Origin of the sequence: Leuconostoc gasicomitatum LMG 18811 (assembly GCF_000196855.1) — a bacterium.
In the GTDB taxonomy this organism is placed as follows: domain Bacteria; phylum Bacillota; class Bacilli; order Lactobacillales; family Lactobacillaceae; genus Leuconostoc; species Leuconostoc gasicomitatum.
This window is the reverse complement of the sequence record NC_014319.1, coordinates 1223688-1241325: the sequence shown is the minus strand read 5'-3', so window position 1 is coordinate 1241325 and position 17638 is coordinate 1223688. Positions and strand designations below refer to the sequence as shown.

The 17638-nt window shown below is 37.7% G+C and carries 15 protein-coding genes and 1 tRNA gene; 11 read left to right on the top strand and 5 right to left on the bottom strand.

Features of this window, described 5'->3' with window-relative positions; all coding sequences use genetic code 11:
• Positions 1 to 35: 35 nt before the first annotated feature.
• From LEGAS_RS05970 to hpt, 7 genes are all read left to right on the top strand, one after another.
• Positions 36 to 497, top strand: a complete 462-nt coding sequence (locus LEGAS_RS05970) for an 8-oxo-dGTP diphosphatase (RefSeq protein WP_010390617.1) — start codon at positions 36 to 38, stop codon at positions 495 to 497.
• Between the two features lie 166 nt (positions 498 to 663).
• Positions 664 to 1914 carry a phosphoribosylamine--glycine ligase gene (gene purD, locus LEGAS_RS05965; protein ID WP_010390615.1) on the top strand — a complete coding sequence of 417 codons (1251 nt, stop codon included), beginning with the start codon at positions 664 to 666 and terminating at the stop codon, positions 1912 to 1914.
• A gap of 72 nt (positions 1915 to 1986) precedes the next feature.
• On the top strand, positions 1987 to 3651 hold the full coding sequence (locus tag LEGAS_RS05960; RefSeq protein ID WP_013231708.1) for a formate--tetrahydrofolate ligase: 1665 nt from the start codon (positions 1987 to 1989) through the stop codon (positions 3649 to 3651).
• A 36-nt stretch (positions 3652 to 3687) separates the two neighbouring features.
• Complete coding sequence (locus LEGAS_RS05955; protein ID WP_013231707.1) at positions 3688 to 4491, top strand: alpha/beta hydrolase; 804 nt, start codon at positions 3688 to 3690, stop codon at positions 4489 to 4491.
• Positions 4492 to 4552: 61 nt separating this feature from the next.
• Entirely contained in the window at positions 4553 to 5770 is a 1218-nt protein-coding gene (locus LEGAS_RS05950; RefSeq protein ID WP_013231706.1) for an OFA family MFS transporter, read from the top strand.
• A gap of 161 nt (positions 5771 to 5931) precedes the next feature.
• Positions 5932 to 7227, top strand: a complete 1296-nt coding sequence (gene purB / locus LEGAS_RS05945; protein WP_010390613.1) for an adenylosuccinate lyase — start codon at positions 5932 to 5934, stop codon at positions 7225 to 7227.
• Positions 7224 to 7787: a hypoxanthine phosphoribosyltransferase gene (gene hpt, locus LEGAS_RS05940; protein ID WP_010390612.1), complete on the top strand. Its 564-nt coding sequence runs from the start codon at positions 7224 to 7226 to the stop codon at positions 7785 to 7787. Before purB ends, hpt begins: the two co-directional genes overlap by 4 nt.
• 67 nt (positions 7788 to 7854) lie before the next feature.
• On the opposite strand, the gene fni is transcribed toward hpt, so the two are convergent.
• From fni to mvaD, 3 genes are read right to left on the bottom strand one after another with little or no spacing between them, the layout of a single operon-like run.
• Positions 7855 to 8910 (bottom strand): type 2 isopentenyl-diphosphate Delta-isomerase, encoded by a 1056-nt coding sequence (gene fni / locus LEGAS_RS05935; protein ID WP_010390611.1) that lies wholly within the window; start codon positions 8908 to 8910, stop codon positions 7855 to 7857.
• Positions 8903 to 9934 (bottom strand): phosphomevalonate kinase, encoded by a 1032-nt coding sequence (locus tag LEGAS_RS05930; RefSeq protein ID WP_013231705.1) that lies wholly within the window; start codon positions 9932 to 9934, stop codon positions 8903 to 8905. Before LEGAS_RS05930 ends, fni begins: the two co-directional genes overlap by 8 nt.
• Positions 9927 to 10877: a diphosphomevalonate decarboxylase gene (mvaD, locus tag LEGAS_RS05925; protein WP_010390607.1), complete on the bottom strand. Its 951-nt coding sequence runs from the start codon at positions 10875 to 10877 to the stop codon at positions 9927 to 9929. Before mvaD ends, LEGAS_RS05930 begins: the two co-directional genes overlap by 8 nt.
• A gap of 192 nt (positions 10878 to 11069) precedes the next feature.
• On the opposite strand from mvaD, the gene LEGAS_RS05920 reads away from it, so the two are divergent.
• The 4 genes from LEGAS_RS05920 (at position 11070) to LEGAS_RS05905 (ending at position 15409) form a co-directional block, all read left to right on the top strand.
• Positions 11070 to 12224 carry an AI-2E family transporter gene (locus LEGAS_RS05920; RefSeq protein WP_013231704.1) on the top strand — a complete coding sequence of 385 codons (1155 nt, stop codon included), beginning with the start codon at positions 11070 to 11072 and terminating at the stop codon, positions 12222 to 12224.
• Between the two features lie 2 nt (positions 12225 to 12226).
• The gene (locus LEGAS_RS05915; protein ID WP_010389230.1) at positions 12227 to 12739 is read left to right on the top strand and encodes a tRNA (cytidine(34)-2'-O)-methyltransferase; all 513 of its coding nucleotides are present in this window, start codon (positions 12227 to 12229) and stop codon (positions 12737 to 12739) included.
• Between the two features lie 71 nt (positions 12740 to 12810).
• A tRNA-Glu gene (locus tag LEGAS_RS05910) sits at positions 12811 to 12882 on the top strand.
• Between the two features lie 133 nt (positions 12883 to 13015).
• The gene (locus tag LEGAS_RS05905) at positions 13016 to 15409 is read left to right on the top strand and encodes an FtsK/SpoIIIE family DNA translocase (protein WP_013231703.1); all 2394 of its coding nucleotides are present in this window, start codon (positions 13016 to 13018) and stop codon (positions 15407 to 15409) included.
• A 71-nt stretch (positions 15410 to 15480) separates the two neighbouring features.
• On the opposite strand, the gene LEGAS_RS05900 is transcribed toward LEGAS_RS05905, so the two are convergent.
• Together LEGAS_RS05900 and ade are read right to left on the bottom strand one after the other, a co-directional pair.
• On the bottom strand, positions 15481 to 15975 hold the full coding sequence (locus LEGAS_RS05900; protein ID WP_013231702.1) for a hypothetical protein: 495 nt from the start codon (positions 15973 to 15975) through the stop codon (positions 15481 to 15483).
• A 2-nt stretch (positions 15976 to 15977) separates the two neighbouring features.
• The gene (ade, locus tag LEGAS_RS05895; protein WP_029510861.1) at positions 15978 to 17633 is read right to left on the bottom strand and encodes an adenine deaminase; all 1656 of its coding nucleotides are present in this window, start codon (positions 17631 to 17633) and stop codon (positions 15978 to 15980) included.
• Positions 17634 to 17638: the final 5 nt, after the last annotated feature.

The following is a 17638-nucleotide window of genomic DNA, read 5'->3' as shown; positions in this document are numbered from 1 at the left end:
TTTTGTATGCTATAATTTGTCACAGAGGAATCAAAATGACACGGACATCGCCAATTGAATTGACTAATATGATTATGATTGAAAATTCAAAAACACATGAAATCCTAGTTGAAAATCGCAAAAATCCAAATTGGCCGGGCGTGACCTTTCCAGGTGGGCACATTGAATCTGGTGAAACAGTTGTGGCTAGTGCCATTCGTGAAGCGTATGAGGAAACTGGATTAACGATTGAAAATCCGCAACTAGTTGGTATCAAAGAATGGCCATTGACTGATGGTGCACGCTATATTGTGATGTTGTTTAAGGCAACACAATACCACGGTACACTTCAATCAGGACAGGAAGGTGACATATTTTGGACGACACGTGATGAGTTGCGCCATATGGACACACCACGAACTTTTTTAGACATGTTACCAGTGTTTGATGAACTAGAAATTAATGAGCTTGCACTAAGTGATATATATCAGGGTGAACGAACGATGACTTTTTTGTAAGTGTGTGTTGGTTAGCAAACGGTAGTATACAAATTAAAATTGAATAGTATTATAATAACGAACAATATATCTATTTGTGAGAAAAAGATAATTTATTAACGAACAAAAATACAAAAAAATCTGATAAAATAGGATATAACATAAAATAAATATTTTAGAGGCTGTGATGAAAAAAGTATTAATTATCGGTTCTGGGGCACGTGAACACGCTTTGGCACAAACATTTTTGCGTAGTGAACAAGTGACAACAGTGATTGTTGCACCAGGAAATGATGGGATGACCGATGCAGGATTAGAGTGTGTGACAATTTCAGCAACGAATTTATTAGGTCTTCGTGATTTAGCTATATCTGAATCTGTTGATTTAACGTTTGTTGGTAACGAGGAGCCGCTGACATTAGGAATTGTTGATATATTTGAGGCTGCTGAGTTACCTATTTTTGGTCCATCCAAGGTGGCGGCACAGTTAGAGGGATCAAAGTCTTTTACCAAAAATTTGTTGCAAAAGTACGCAATTCCAACTGCAAAATCGGTGACTGTGGAAACACTAGAACATGCAACGGAGATATTACAGGCGTTCGGACTACCAATTGTATTCAAACTTGATGGTTTAGCTCTTGGAAAGGGGGTCACTATTTTAACTGATCCTATAGTGGCAAGCACGTATTTGACGGATTTATATACGAAAGATCCTGCGACAAAATTAGTTATTGAGGAATACCTAGAAGGGGTTGAATTTTCTATATTTTCTCTTGTTGGGAAAAATGGGATAGTGACACATGCACCGCTAGCACAAGATCACAAGCGCCGTTTTGATCAGAATAGAGGGCCAAATACTGGTGGAATGGGTGCCTATAGCCCTGTTCGATGGATTAGTGATGACATTAAAAATCGCGCGATTACCGAACTTGTAGAACCGGCAATTAGTGCTTTGACAAAAGAAGGAACGCCCTTTGCTGGTGTGTTGTACACTGGTGTCATGCTAACACAAGAGGGTCCAAAAGTAATTGAATTTAACGTTCGGTTTGGTGATCCAGAAGCACAGGTGGTTTTGCCGCAATACTCAGGTGATTTTTATGACTTAATCAGTCAATTAATGATTGGTCAAACGCCGACAGTACGCTGGCAAAACACTGATGTTTATGTCGGTGTTGTTTTAGTCGCAGCAGGTTATCCGCAAGCACCCGTTAAAGGTGCAGTCGTACCAACAGTAGATGCTGTAACACCTTTAATTATCAATTTTGCTGGTGTCAAAAATGGTGTTGCAAATGGCGGACGTGTGGCAACAGTTGTTGCCCATGATATCAGTGCAACTTTGGCACAAAAAAGTGTGTACAATAAAATAAATCTCTTAGATACAAGCCTAGAATATCGACATGACATAGCTTATCAAGCGGTTAATCATGAAGAAAATTAACCTTTTCTTATCAAGTAACTGAATTTTTTGAAAATATTATCATGTTCAAGTGTAAAAAGGAAGTATGAAGATATGCAAACAGACATTGAAATTGCTCAAGCGGCCGATGTTAAGCCAATTACAGAAATTGCCACGATTGCGGGATTAAAGGCGCATGAAATTGAACCATATGGTTATGACAAAGCAAAAATCAAGTTAGATCCAACGGTTAAAAGAGATAAGACACTTGGTAAATTAATTCTTGTCACATCAATTAACCCAACACCGGCTGGTGAAGGAAAATCAACAGTAACTGTTGGTTTAGCTGATGCTTTACAGATGGCTGGTAAAAAAACTATGATTGCCTTACGTGAACCATCTCTTGGACCTGTTATGGGAATGAAAGGTGGTGCTACCGGTGGTGGGTACGCACAAGTAATACCAATGGCGGATATTAATTTACACTTTACGGGTGATTTTCATGCGTTGACATCAGCACATGATACATTGGCTGCTATTTTGGATAATAGTATGCAACAAGGTAATCCACTCAACATTGATCCGCGTCGTATTTTGTGGAAACGTGTGTTGGATATCAATGATCGTGCTTTACGCCATATCAATATTGGTATGGGTGGACCAACTTCTGGTGTGCCACGTGAAGATGGTTTTGATATTACGGTAGCCTCAGAACTGATGGCTATTCTAACACTATCAACTGATTTGATGGATTTGAAATCTCGAATTGCGCGTATTGTTGTTGGTTATACATATACAAAAAAACCAGTAACAGTTAATGATTTAGGGGTTGCTGGGGCTTTGACAGTGCTGTTAAAGGATGCAATCAAGCCTAATCTTGTACAAACATTGGCACATACACCAGCAATTATTCATGGTGGGCCTTTTGCCAACATTGCACAAGGCACTAATTCAATTTTAGCAACTAAAACTGCTTTGCAGTTAGCAGATTATGCGGTAACAGAGGCTGGTTTTGGTGCTGATTTAGGGGGCGAAAAGTTTCTAGACGTCAAGGTGCCGCTGCTGGGTAAAACACCAGATACAATTGTCATTGTCGCAACAGTTAGGGCTTTGAAGCATCACGGAAATGTGGCACTGAAAGATTTGAATATTGAGAATGTTGACGCTTTAAAAATGGGATTAAAAAATTTAGGGCAACATTTAACTGCAATGGGTCGTTATGGGATACCAGTTATTGTTGCGATTAACCGCTTTACTGATGACACAGAAGTTGAGTTACAGGTTGTTAAAACCTATGTTGAACAATTTGGAGCATCGGCTTATACAACAGAAGTTTGGGCAAAGGGCGGTGTTGGCGCTAAAACACTGGCAGCAGCAGTGATTGAAAAAAGCGCGCAAGAGTCTGATTTTACACCACTTTACCAATCGTCAGATGATGCTACTAACAAACTTAATAGCATTGTTCAAGTAATTTACGGTGGTCAAGGGGTTGAACTATCTCAAGTAGCACAAAGACAATTATTAGAATTTAAGCAACTTGGTTGGGATAAATTACCGATTATTATGGCTAAAACACAATATTCATTGTCAGATGATGCCAAACAGCTGGGCGCGCCTAAAAAATTTGTGATTCATATTCGTGAGTTCGTGCCTAAACTTGGCGCAGGATTTTTAGTAGCCATGACAGGATCAATTTTAACAATGCCTGGTTTACCAAAACATCCAGCAGCTTTGGATATTGATATTGATAAGAATGGCATCATTACTGGCCTTTTTTAACAATAAATTCGATTTTGAAAATAGAGAGGAAAGACTATGGCACTTTTACAGGTAAATTACTATTCGCAAACTTTGGGTATGGATCGTGTGATGAATGTTATTCTACCAGAACTATCTGATCATAATCCAAGTTGGACGGCTGCTGATTTGCAAGATATACCGGTTTTGTATCTATTGCATGGTATGTCAGGAGATCAAGCAGTATGGACGCGCCGAACAAGTATTGAACGTTTAGTGCGACAGACACCAATAGCAATTGTAATGCCGTCAACTGATTTAGCTTGGTATACCAATACACAATATGGGATGAACTATTTTGACGCTTTAGTTGATGAATTACCCAAAAAAATAGCGACACTTTTTCCACAAATTTCAAAAAAACGTGACAAAAATTTTATTGCTGGTCTTTCTATGGGAGGGTACGGTGCATTTAAAATGGCTTTTAGTAATCAACAATTTAGTTATGCCGCGTCTTTGTCTGGTGCGTTAATAGGAGATCCGAACTTTCCAGGTCGAGATGCATGGCAAAACGATGCCTATTGGCAAGGCATATTTGGAAACCTAACAAAATTTCCGGGGTCAGAAAACGATATTGTTAAATTAGCACAACAGCAATCATTTAGAAAACAACCATTACCAAAACTTTATGCATGGATTGGTGAACAAGATTTTTTGTTTGAAAATAATCAACAAACAATATCACAAATCAAAGCATTAGGATATGATGTGACTTTTGAAACCAGTCCAGGTGAACATGATTGGTATTATTGGGATAAAAAAATTGAACGGATTCTTGAATGGTTACCAATTAATTACAAAAAAGAAAAAAGATTATCTTAAATAGAACAATAATAAGCAATGGCTAAATGATAATTTAAAACAAAAAGAGGAAATCATTATTGTGGAAAATAAATGGGTGCGGGCAGCATTACCAGCTTTACTTATTCATGGTAGCATTGGGACAGTTTATGCATGGAGTGTCTTTAAACAAGCTATTGCAGACGATATTGGCACGACTGTGCCGAATATTGAATGGGCGTTTTCAATTGCCATTTTATTTTTAGGATTGTCAGCAGCGGCTTTAGGGCATTTTGTAGAACGTGACATTAAAAAATCTGCGTTATTATCAACGCTGTTTTTTGTGGTTGGTATGATTGGAACAGGCATAAGCATTCATCAAAAATCATTACTTGGTATTTATTTTTTTTATGGTGTTATTATGGGTATCGGCTTAGGAATCGGCTATTTAACGCCAGTCAAAAATTTAATGCTCTGGTTTAAAGACAATAAAGGGCTTGGAACAGGATTAGCTGTAGCTGGGTTTGGCTTAGCCAAAATGATTTTCTCTCCCATTATGATCAGTTTGCAACTAAATGTTGGTTTATGGCAAATGTTTGTTATTTTAGGGGGTGTTTTTGCCATAATGATGTTGATTGGGGTAATTTTAATAAAAAAACCAGCTGATTGGCAAGAAAAACCGCTTGAGAATAAATTCAAGCCGCTAAAATTGATAAAAACGCCTAATTTTATTGGTATTTGGTTGATGTTTTACCTTAACATTACGGCAGGATTAGCTATTATTTCGCAAGAAAAAGATATTTTAATGGGACTCAAAACAAATAGTGGATCGGCTATATTTTCAGTTGCCGCGATAACGATAATTGTAAGTGTTGATGCTTTTTTCAACGCTGCTGGTCGTGTGGGATTTGCTAGCTTTTCAGACCGTTTAAAAGATCGTAACACAATTTATCGTGTTATTTTTATCATGTCTCTCATCATGGCATTAAGTGCTTATTTGTTACCTGATCAAGCTACTTTGATGCCAATTGTCATTGTTTCCACATTTTTTTTAATCAATGCTGGATATGGTGGCGGATTTTCTGCACTACCGCCGTTGTTAGCAGATAGGTTTGGTATGCATGCAATTTCAAAAATTCATGGGATGACGCTGACAGCTTGGGCAGCGGCCGGACTATCGGGAAACCAATTGGCTAGTTTTATAGTTCATGGTTTGGGTATGGACTATAAAATGGTATTTATTGTCATTGCTGTACTATATGCAATTGCTTTCATCATTTCAATGACGCTTGTAGATTCAAAACAAACATTAGTTGAATAACACGCTTTCATGTGTATCTTACTTTTTTTAGATAATAGTATAGTGTATAATTAACGAACGATGTGCACTGTTTGTGAGATAAAACTTATAAAATAGCGAATGCAAATACGTCATTAACTGGTACAATTATAGTTAAAGACAAAACATAAAGGAATATAAAAATGATAGAACGTTATTCTCGTCAAGAACTTCGTGACATTTGGTCAATGCAGAATCAATATCAAACTTGGCTTGACGTTGAAATTGCCGTTGATGCTGGTTGGGTGGCTGCCGGACATATTCCAGCTGCAGACCTTGAAAAAATTCGTGCCAATGCTAAATTTGATGTTAAACGCATTGCTGAAATTGAATTGTCAACGCGACATGATGTTGTTGCATTTACACGAAATGTCTCAGAATCGCTTGGCGATGAACGTAAATGGATTCATTATGGGTTGACTTCAACAGATGTGGTGGATACAGCACAAGCATTACGTCTGCGCCAATCTAACGTCATTATTAAAGAAGATTTACAAGAATGGCGTGAAGCAATAAAAAAGTTAGCCCTGAAATATAAAGAGACAGTTATGATGGGTCGTACACATGGTGTGCATGCGGAACCAACCACATTTGGCTTGAAAATGGCACGTTTTTATGCTTCGGCAACGCGAGCAATTGCGCGCTTTGATCGTGTGGCTTCAGAGGTTGAAACAGGCAAGTTATCTGGTGCTGTAGGCACATTTGCCAATGTGCCACCTTATGTTGAAGAAGTTGCCATGCAAGAGCTTGGGTTGACTGCACAACCTATTGGATCACAGGTTTTACCACGTGATTTACATGCTGATTATGTTCAAACTATCGCTTTAATTGGCACACAAATGGAAGAACTAGCTACCGAAATTCGGGCTCTTCAACGTTCAGAAATTCATGAAGTTGAAGAAGGTTTTGCTAAGGGACAAAAAGGTTCTTCTGCAATGCCTCACAAACGAAATCCAATTGGTGATGAAAATATTACTGGCTTGGCACGTGTTTTACGTGGTTATGCTGTTACGGCCTTAGAAAATGTGACATTGTGGCATGAACGTGATATTTCACATTCATCGGCAGAGCGTATTATTTTGGCTGATGCAACTGCCATTATCGATTACATGTTAAAACGACATACTGGTATTTTAAACAATTTGGGTGTTTTTCCTGATACAATGCAAAAAAATATGGATCGTACATACGGTTTGATATACTCGCAACGTCTCTTGTTAAGTTTGATTGATGCTGGACTATCTCGTGAACAAGCCTATGATACTGTACAACCCTTGACCGCCCGTTCTTGGGACGAACGTCTGATGTTTCGTGATCTTGTTGATGCCGATAGTACAATTTCATCACACTTAACAAAAGCCCAAATTGATGATGCCTTTGATTATCACTATCATTTACGTCATGTTGATGAAATTTTTAAGAGGGTAGGTTTAGTATGAGGTCGTTAATTAATCATCCAGCTATCAAATCGGTCTTAGCAACTGAAACTGATATTCAAGCACAAGTGCAACGTGTGGCAAACGAGTTAACAGTCAAATTTGAAGATCAAGTACAGCGACCGGTATTTATTGCCGTACTTAAAGGTGGCGTGATATTTGCAACAGATTTACTACGTAAAATGCCACTTGATGTTGATTTTGATTTCATTGATGTTAAAAGTTATTCTGGTATTGAATCGACAGGGCAAGTTAAAGTTGTACATGATGTGAGTATGGATTTAACGGGTCGTGATGTTGTTGTTGTTGACGAAATTATTGATTCTGGGCGAACGATGCAATGGTTGCATAATTATTTTGATTTAAAAGGTGCAGCAACAGTGACAACAGTAGCGTTGGCTGATAAAAAAGCAGCTCGTGTGGTTGATTTTGAAGTTGATTATTTTGGTTTAGACGTGCCGGATGAATTTTTAGTTGGTTATGGTATGGATTATAATAATTTTTTCCGTAATTTACCAGTTATTGCTATTGTGGATTTTGATAAATTGGATTTAATTAAGTAGGTTGTGTTCTTGTTGTTTGATATTTATTTTGATCATAAAACTTTAATAAATTATAAAAGCGCGGCTCTTAGTGAGTCGCGCTTTGACGTTGATTGATAAAATTTTGTAACGTAGGGGAATATAGTCGTTGTGCAGTCTGTAGAGATGCCACATTTTGGGCACCCAGCAGCGTAAACAGGCGTGGCAAAGCACGTTGCCAATCTTCAATTTGTTGAATAAGTGCAGTTTCGCCTCTATCCATCAGCGTTGCTAGCATAAATCCTGCACTTGACGTTAAGGATGCACCAAGCATTAAGCTGGTTACAATATCATTTGCAGACTGAATACCACCTGTTGCAACTAATGGTACTTGATTATCTACTAATTGTGCTGATAATAAACTTTCTACTGTGGATAAGCCAAATTGATCGATGTTGAAAGTATCTGGCTGCCGATTACGACGACGTTCAATGACTGCAAAATTAGTGCCATTTGCGCCACCTACATTGACTGCGGCAGGTCCAAGTTGATTGATTATGTCAAAAGCTTGGTCACTCATACCAAAGCCAACTTCTTTGATGATTACTGGGACAGGTGATTTAGCAATAATTGTGGCCAGATTTTCAAGCCAGTAAAATTCACGATCACCTTCTGCCATAACGAGTTCTTGTCCGACATTAACATGCATTTCAATTGCGTTAGCATCAATCATGTCAATGGCATTACGAACATTGTCTATCGGATGGTCTGCACCTAAATTGGCAATTAAGAATCCCTCAGGATTATTCTGACGGGCAATTTTAAAGGAGGCTACTGCATCAGATTCTTTTAAAGCAATTGATTGTGATCCCACTGCCATCGCCAAATTCGTTTTTTTGGCTACTTGGGCAAGTTGTCCATTAATGCGACCAGTCAAATGTGAGCCACCGGTCATTGCTTCAATATAAAAAGGCCAGTCAAAGTGATGATTTAAAATTGTTGTACTAAGATTGACATCTGCTACTGACATTTCTGGGAAAGTGTTAGGTAGCCAGCGTATATCGCTAAAATCAGCACCAACTTGTAGTCGTTGATTTTGGCGCCAAACATTGACACCCAGTGATAAATGTTCATCTTTACGATGCGCTTGCTTAGATTCACTCATAGCTAACCTCTTTTTGCGGTGAAATAACAATGACTTGTGCATCTATTTGATGTAATTGCCAAAAATGGATGAGATTGTCAACATTGTCGTTAAAAACTGCAAAACCATTGTCTCCAAAACCGGCACCGCTAATTTTTCCAGCAATATTTTTGAGACTTTCCAGTAATATGGCTAATTTTGGTGTGATATAACCAGTAGGTAAATTATGAGTGAGCAATCGCTGGTTGTCACGCAAACCTTTGGAAAAATTAACATAGTTACCTGTAATGACTGTATTAATAATATTTTGAACGGTATGTTGACTTTCAGATAAAAATTCTTGTGCTAAATGGATGTTTTTGATAGCAGATTTAGTGTCAGCTGACTCATGCGTTGCACCGAGTAGTAGTTGCCAGTCTGTTGGCCAAGGTAATGATGTAATTGCTAATTTTGGCCAAGGTTTATTGATAATAGTAGGGTTTAACCAACTATTATCAGCTTGTGCAAACTCAGATAAATCTGGACTTTCATAGGCAATGACACCACCATAAGTAATTGCGGCAATATCACCTAGAGAACCATTTTTTTGTACATGCAGATGAGCTAAACTAGCCAATTTAAAGCGCGTTAAAATTGGTAAGTTGAGTTGGAAAAAATCATTAAACGCTTCAACAACACCAACAACAACAGCGGCTGAAGATCCTAAGCCAATTTTACCAAATGGACCATTTAAGTTACTTGTAATTGTCATCATGATTTCGTTGAAATGATGATTGTTTGCATTAATCTTGACATAGTCATGGATAATTTTAATTGCAGCTCTAACATAGCGCCAGTCATCAGTATATTGATTTTCGGTCTGATTAATTTCGAAATGCCACTGCTTAGGAAGGGTATTTGAGTAGGCACTTGATGTTGTAGTTGAGGGCGTTATTTCAATACTTAAGCCAGTAGTTGTAGCAGCAATTATTGCTGTGTTTCCAGGATGTGTTATAGCATATTCGCCGGCTAAAAAAAGTTTACCGGGGATGAAAACTTTAGTCATAAGTTATACCTGATCCGCTCGTAGCAGTTTCAATATGAAGTTGCGGTAGTTTGTCATGTAAAGCTGCAACAACATGTGGGGCAGTGGTTAAAGTTGTGATAATCTTGACATTAGGACCAGCATCTATGGTTGCAAAAGCTAGCAAGCCTTGATGACGGATATCTTGAATGATTTTTAGTATTTGTTGTGTCTCACTTGTGAAGTAGGTGAAAGCTTGTTGTCGTGCAGTTAGATTTAAAGCATGCATACTTAACGCGTTGTCTTCTGCAATACTGCCAATTTTCTCAATATCTCTAGTCATTATCGCAGCCTGCATATCAACAAATTGGTTTTTACTCTGATTTAACCAGTCACCATAGTTTGGTGATGTCATCGCACGCCGCATGCCTTCACTAGAGCTAACTTTTTTAACGTCAGATGACACTTCAGCAACGACAAGCGCTATTGGCATATCAGGAGCATGTAGACTCTCAGCAAACGATGATAGATCATCCATGCCTTCATGCCACACGGCAAAATGACCATAAAGTGATCGTGAAGCTGACCCAGAACCACGACGTGCAAGTCGTGATAATGATTCATTTGACATTTCAAGCCCAAGCTCATGTGTGACAGCACCTGTGAGCGCCGCAAATGCGGAAGCTGAAGAGGCTAACCCAGCACTGGTTGGTACATGATTTGTTGATGTGACAGTTAACGGACTAAAATTACCAAGTTGTTCGCGTAAAACATTTAAAAAATGGTGCGTTCTTGTTGTGTCTACCGATAAATTGTTTAAAATTAGTTGATCACTGTGGGTATTTGGAGTGACCGTTGTCTGCGTATAAAATTGCTCAAGTGTTAGGGATAATGAACTGGTAGTTGGTAAATTTAAGATAGGATCTTTTTTACCCCAATACTTAATAAGAGCAATATTCGTATGTGCGGTTACAGTTGTGGACATAAGGGTTCTTTCTGAAAATATGAGTTACTTCAATATTATCATATTTAATCTTTTTAGGCAGGATTCATTGATAAAACAGGTAAACATTGTATGTTTAGGATTGTGCGAAATATGGTAATATAGGTGTAATACAAAATACCACTTTAATTGCGAAAAACAGTATTTTAGTGGCATAATTATTGGAGGGGTTTCATGGCTAAAAATAAAGAACAACAGTCTTGGTATCGGCGATTGTTTTCAGGTAATGATTTACTACAAGGTTTGCTTGTTATTTTACTCATCTTATTAATTATTTTTTTGGGTTGGCAAGTACGTTTTATATTTGAACCAGTACGTGCGTTATTTACAGCGGTGGGTGCACCAATTTTAATTGCTGGGGTACTTTATTACTTACTAAGTCCAGTGGTTAATCTCATTAGTAAATACACGAGATTACCACGTGGCATATCAATTGGCATTATTTTGATATTATTATTAGCAATAATAGCAGGGATTCTAACGACCGTTGTTTTTGTATTGCGCAGCCAGGTCGTCACTTTTACTGATAATTGGCCGAGCTATTGGCATACAAGTCAGAATTTCATTAATGAAACATTTAAATCAGACCAGTTCAATCCGGTGAGAGAATTTTTAAATCATACAAACACCAATATTAACCAAACCGTGATTGATTGGAGTCGAAAATACCTGACAACTGGTGTAGCTGGCATCAGTTCATTTGCATCAATATTAACAACTGTTGGCATAACAGCTGTTGCTACGCCTTTTATTTTATATTATATGTTATTAGATGGCCATAAATTTTCTGAATTTGTTGCTGAAAAATTTCCACCTCAAGCACAACAATCAATACAACAGTTACTGACAGATATTAGCAAACAAATTGCACAATACATTCGTGGACAATTGGGTGTTGCTTTTGCAGTTATGATTATGTTTAGTATTGGCTTCACGTTGATTGGGTTGCCCTATGGCATTCTACTTGCATTAATGGCAGGCTTGTTTAACATGATTCCCTATGTTGGGTCAATTATTGCACAAGTACCTGTATGGACTGTGGCATTAATAGCAGGTGGACCAAAAATGCTTGTATTAGCAATTATCGTGTTAGCTATTGAGCAACCAATTGAAGGACATGTTATTGCACCAAAAATTTTAGGTGAGGCGTTGTCTATCCATCCAGTAACAGTAATTGTCGTATTATTAAGTAGTGGACACATTTTTGGTGTGCTAGGTATCATTTTAGCAGTACCAACATATGCTGTTGTAAAGGTTATTGTGATACGTATATATATGTGGTGGCGTAACAATTCAGAATTTTATAAAGACGAAGTGGAAGATATATAGAAATGACTAATCATATTGTATTATTTGAACCATTAATGCCAGCAAACACTGGTAATATTGCACGTACCACAGCGGGTACTAATGCCATTTTACACTTAATCGAACCACTAGGTTTTGATCTTGATGATAAGCATGTTAAACGCGCAGGATTGGATTACTGGGAACATGTGAAACTAGTGAAACATGCCAGCTTGCCTGATTTTTTGGCAACTTTGACTGATAAAGATCAACTTTATTTAGTTTCAAAATTTGCTAATATGGATTACACACAACCTAATTATATGCAAATGCAAGGTGATCAGTACTTCTTGTTTGGTAAGGAAACGACTGGGCTACCGGAAGTATTTATGCGTCAAAACCCTGAAAAAGCCATTCGTATTCCACAAAATGATACACACATTAGGTCTTTAAACCTGTCAAATACCGTTGCAATTGTTTTGTTTGAAGCGTTACGTCAGCAACATTTTCCTAATTTAGATACAATTCATAACTATGAACAAGATAAATTGAAGTAATCGGTTGACAATGGTTGGAATAATTGTTAATATGGTATAGTTATTTCAATAATGAAATAGCATCTGACCATGGCTCGTTGGTCAAGCGGCTAAGACGCTGCCCTTTCACGGCGGAATCGAGAGTTCGATTCTCTCACGAGCTATAAAAAGTCGCAACTTTGGTTGTGACTTTTTATATTGTGTCAGACAATTTTGAGAATATAAGGAACAAGTGTTTGTTTTGCTTTCATGGTAAAATAAAGTTTAAGTAATAATTAATTATAAAGGTGAAGATAATTGGCAACTCGAAAAACACCACAAAAACGTCGTACACCGACGTCACGAAAAAAAACAAACACAAACACAAATACAATAATTAGTAAAAATATTGCTATTTTAGTGACGGTATTATTTGGTATCCTAGGGATATTTAAATTAGGTTTATTAGGTGCGTATACGGCAAATGTCATTCGATTCTTCTTTGGTAACTTATATCTTGGATTTTTAGTACCACTGACAGTTGTGTTGATTTATTATTTTGTATTTAAAAAATTACCCAAAATTCCGGGACATTTTTGGATAGGGGCTATTATGGTCTTTATTTCATTACTCACCATGTCTTCTTTGCTTTTTTTTACATACTCATTGAAGAATGGCAATGGTTATACGCAAGAGGTAAGCCATTTAATAGGCCAAGATTTTGTTAATAAGGCATCAAATACACCAGTAGGTGGTGGTAGCGTAGGTGCTATAATTTATCAGTTATTATTTACTTTGATGTCAAACATTGGCACGTGGATAGTTTCGATTATTTTATTGTTTGCTGGAATTGTTATTTTTTTCCGTATTCCTGCGCGTGATTTAACACAAAAAGGGATTGAAAAAGCGCAAAAAGGCGTTGCCTATGTTCAAGAGCAACATGCAAATATGCCACCAAGAGCATCACTTTTTAAAAAACGTGATCGGCAAAGAAAGCGTATGACTGATTACGGTGACGACCCATTAGGTGTTCATCAAGAAAAAGCACCAGTAATATCTGAAGCGCCACAGTCTGTTACTGATCGAGAAATACAAAATGCTGAGGACTTTGTAAAGCCCGAAATTAAATGGCAGGGACCTGTAACAGAAGAAGTCATACAAAATGATGTTGTGGCAAAAAATATAGGCAAATCAACCGAAACTAGTGATGAATTGATTGAATTGGCGACAGGCACAACAGAAGATGAGAATCCTGATTATCAATTGCCAACTATTGATTTATTAACGCAAATCACGCCAACTGATCAAACAAAGGAATTTAAAAGTTTGACTGAAAAATCACGTTTAGTGCGTGATACACTACTTAGTTTTGGTGTAGAGGCGGAAGTGACCAGTGTGTCTCTTGGGCCGACTGTGACGCAGTATGAGCTTAAACCAGGGCAGGGGGTTAAAGTTAATCGCATTGCTAATTTATCGGACGATTTGGCATTAGCGTTAGCAGCAAAGTCTATTCGAATTGAAGCACCAATACCTGGTAAACCATATGTAGGTATCGAAGTACCAAACGATACCCAAGCTACGGTTGGTTTCCGTGACATGATCGAACAAGCACCAAAAGATGATAAGCATCTTTTGAATGTGCCTTTGGGCCGTGATGTCACAGGGAATATTATCATGGTTAATTTAGCAGATATGCCACATTTATTAATTGCTGGATCAACTGGTTCAGGTAAGTCAGTCGGTTTAAACAGTATCATCATTTCAATTCTTCTAAAGGCAAGACCCAGTGAAGTAAAATTGATGATGGTCGATCCGAAAGTAGTTGAATTATCAATTTATAATGGCATTCCACATTTATTGACTCCAGTTGTTTCTGACCCACGAAAAGCAGCTAAGTCTTTGCAAAAAGTTGTGGACGAAATGGAAAACCGTTATAAATTACTTGCGCAGTTTGGTAAACGTAATATTGGCGAATATAATTTAGCAGTGGACAAGCAAAATGCTGAAGCAAAAGAATCTGGTGCTAGTGTTATGCAAAAAATGCCCTATATTATAGCCATTGTTGATGAATTTGCAGATTTGATGAGTACAGTTGGTTCAGAAATAGAAGTATCTATTGCCCGTTTAGGTGCAAAAGCGCGAGCAGCGGGTATTCATATGATTCTAGCAACGCAACGGCCGGATGTCAAAGTTATTAATGGGACAATTAAAAGTAACATTCCTGGACGTATTGCTTTTAGAACGGCTTCGGGTATCGATTCACGCACCATTTTAGACAGCAATGGTGCTGAAAAATTGTTAGGCAAGGGAGACATGATTTTTGCGCCGCCAGGCAAACCAACGCAACGCGTTCAAGGCGCGTTTATCAGCAATACTGATGTCACTAATGTTGTTGAGTTCGTTAAAGCACAACAAGAAGTGCAGTACTCAGAGTCAATGACTGTAACTGATGATGAAATTTCACAAGATAGTGGCAATGGTGTGAGTCAAGGGGATAGTGAAGATGAACTATTTCAAGAGGCTATCCAATTTATTATTGAACAACAAAAAGCGTCAACATCATTACTACAACGCCGTTTTCGTATTGGTTACAATCGCGCTGCACGATTAATTGATGATTTAGAAGCTGGTGGTTATATTGGTCCTGCTGACGGATCACGACCACGTCATGTCAATATTACTGATGGCACCTCAGGGATAGAGCATGACTAATCTTTGTAGAGTACGAATTATTAAAAAATAAAAAATACACGAACTAAGCTATGTCTTAGTTCGTGTATTTTTTATTGTTGTTTAAACATAGGTTTAATTTGTGCAGCGAAACTATGATCAGGATCATTAACAAATTGCGTATAATCCTGCCAATACTTATCGGATAATATAACTGGTTCTGCAATATTATCTGGAATAAATTCTCTAGGAATGTTGCCATCACTATTTAACGGACCATCATAGCTCATTGAAAAATCTTTTAATTTTTTTTCAATGACTAATGATTGCGGTCCAAACCAATTGTATGGTTCACGATGAATATGATTGTCGTCAGTTTGGCACATATCAAAATGTGAGTGTACTTTGAATGGGTGAACTAGGGAAACAAATGTGATTTGACGATTATCAATATAAATAATACAGGCAGCCATTTCGGAGGGTAAATTGCGCTGTTTATTCTTTTCTGCCGCCAGTAATAATAAGCCAGTATAATCAAGGCGCAGTGTTACCGGTTGACCAAGCAGAATTGTCAGGAGTTGTTCTGGAGCGATACTTAGTGTTTTCATAATTAGTCTTGAACCTGAATGAAAGAAAAACTGTTGAAGTCAAATAAACCTTGATCTGTTATTTTAAGACTTGGAATAACTGGTAGTGCCATAAAGGATAACGTCAAGAAGGGGTCATACTTAATGTCGCTAATTTCAGAAAAAGCTTGTTGTAACTTATTATTGGTGGCAATTGTATCTTGAAATGACTGATCAGACATCAATCCGCCAATGGCAAGTGGTAAAGTGGTTATCTTGCCATTATTAACAACAACTTGTCCGCCACCAATTTCACGTAATGTATCGGCAGCGAGAATAATGTCTGAATCGTTTGTACCAGCAATAATAATATTGTGAGAATCATGAGCAATAGTTGAAGCAATTGCGCCAGATGTCAGATTAAATCCTTTGATTATACCAATACCGTGTCCAAGATTATGGTATCGTTCTGCGACAACTATTTTTGCGTAAGTGTTATTTGGTATAAAATAGCCATTGTTACTTGGGACAGTTTCAATAGTATGCTGTGTTGTAATATGGTGAGGCATGATATTCATCACATGTGCAGGCTTTTTGGGATCAATTGGTAATTCAATATCTGATGTTACCAAAGTGAAATTAAGAAGTTGATTGGCTAGTGGTGTCACTTGGGTTTCGGGTTCAACATACCATTCACCATTTATCATCGTTTTTTTCACAGTAAAATCATCTAGTTGATTGATTATGACTAAATCAGCTACAAAACCGTCAGTTAATGCGCCAACATTTTGGAGATGCTGTGCTTGGGCAGCATTATAACTACCGATTGTGAAAGCCATAGCAGGGGCCATACCATTTTCAATTGCTAACTTAACACTGAAATCAATGGCACCTTCATGTTGTATATCATTTGCTGTTTTATCATCAGTAGCAAATGAAAAATGTGATTGATTGGCAACGTTAATTGCTGGCAGAATAGCAATTTCGTCACGTTCAACTGTACCTTCACGGACAAATACTGAAAAACCTGAATTTAATCGCTCAAGTGCCTGTGTTGCATTTTCACTCTCGTGATCGGTATCAATACCATATTTGCGGTAAATTGCGAGTTGTTCTCGTGATAATCCTGAAGCATGGCCATCGACATGCTTACCGGCTGCCTGTGCATCCATGATTTTTTGATGCATATCATCATCTTCATTGAAAACAGCAGGAAAATCCATTACTTCCGCCAGACCGTTAACTTCTGGTACGCTGTAAAATGGTTTAAGCGCGTCTGCGTGGAGTGTAGCACCAGCATGCTCAAATGATGTTGCTGGAACAGATGATGGTAACATGTAGTGTATGTGAAGAGGTGATTGACGTGCCTCCTCTAACATATATTGAATACCCGAAACGCCGGAAACACTAGCAATTTCATGTGGATCAGCAAAAATTCTAGTAATGCCATGTGGGATGACTAGTTTACCAAACTCACTAGGTGCTAATAATGAACTCTCAATATGCACATGAGCATCAATTAACCCGGGGATAATATACTGTCCCTGAGCATCGTATGTATGTAGGGCTTTTAGATCTGAGCGATGGCCACGATAAATAATTTTGGTGTTGTCTATCCAAAGTTCTGTTTCATCAAATTTAAGATTAAATACATCTAAAATTTTGGCATTAATAATATGCCATGTCACGTTTTTTGTCACAGTAA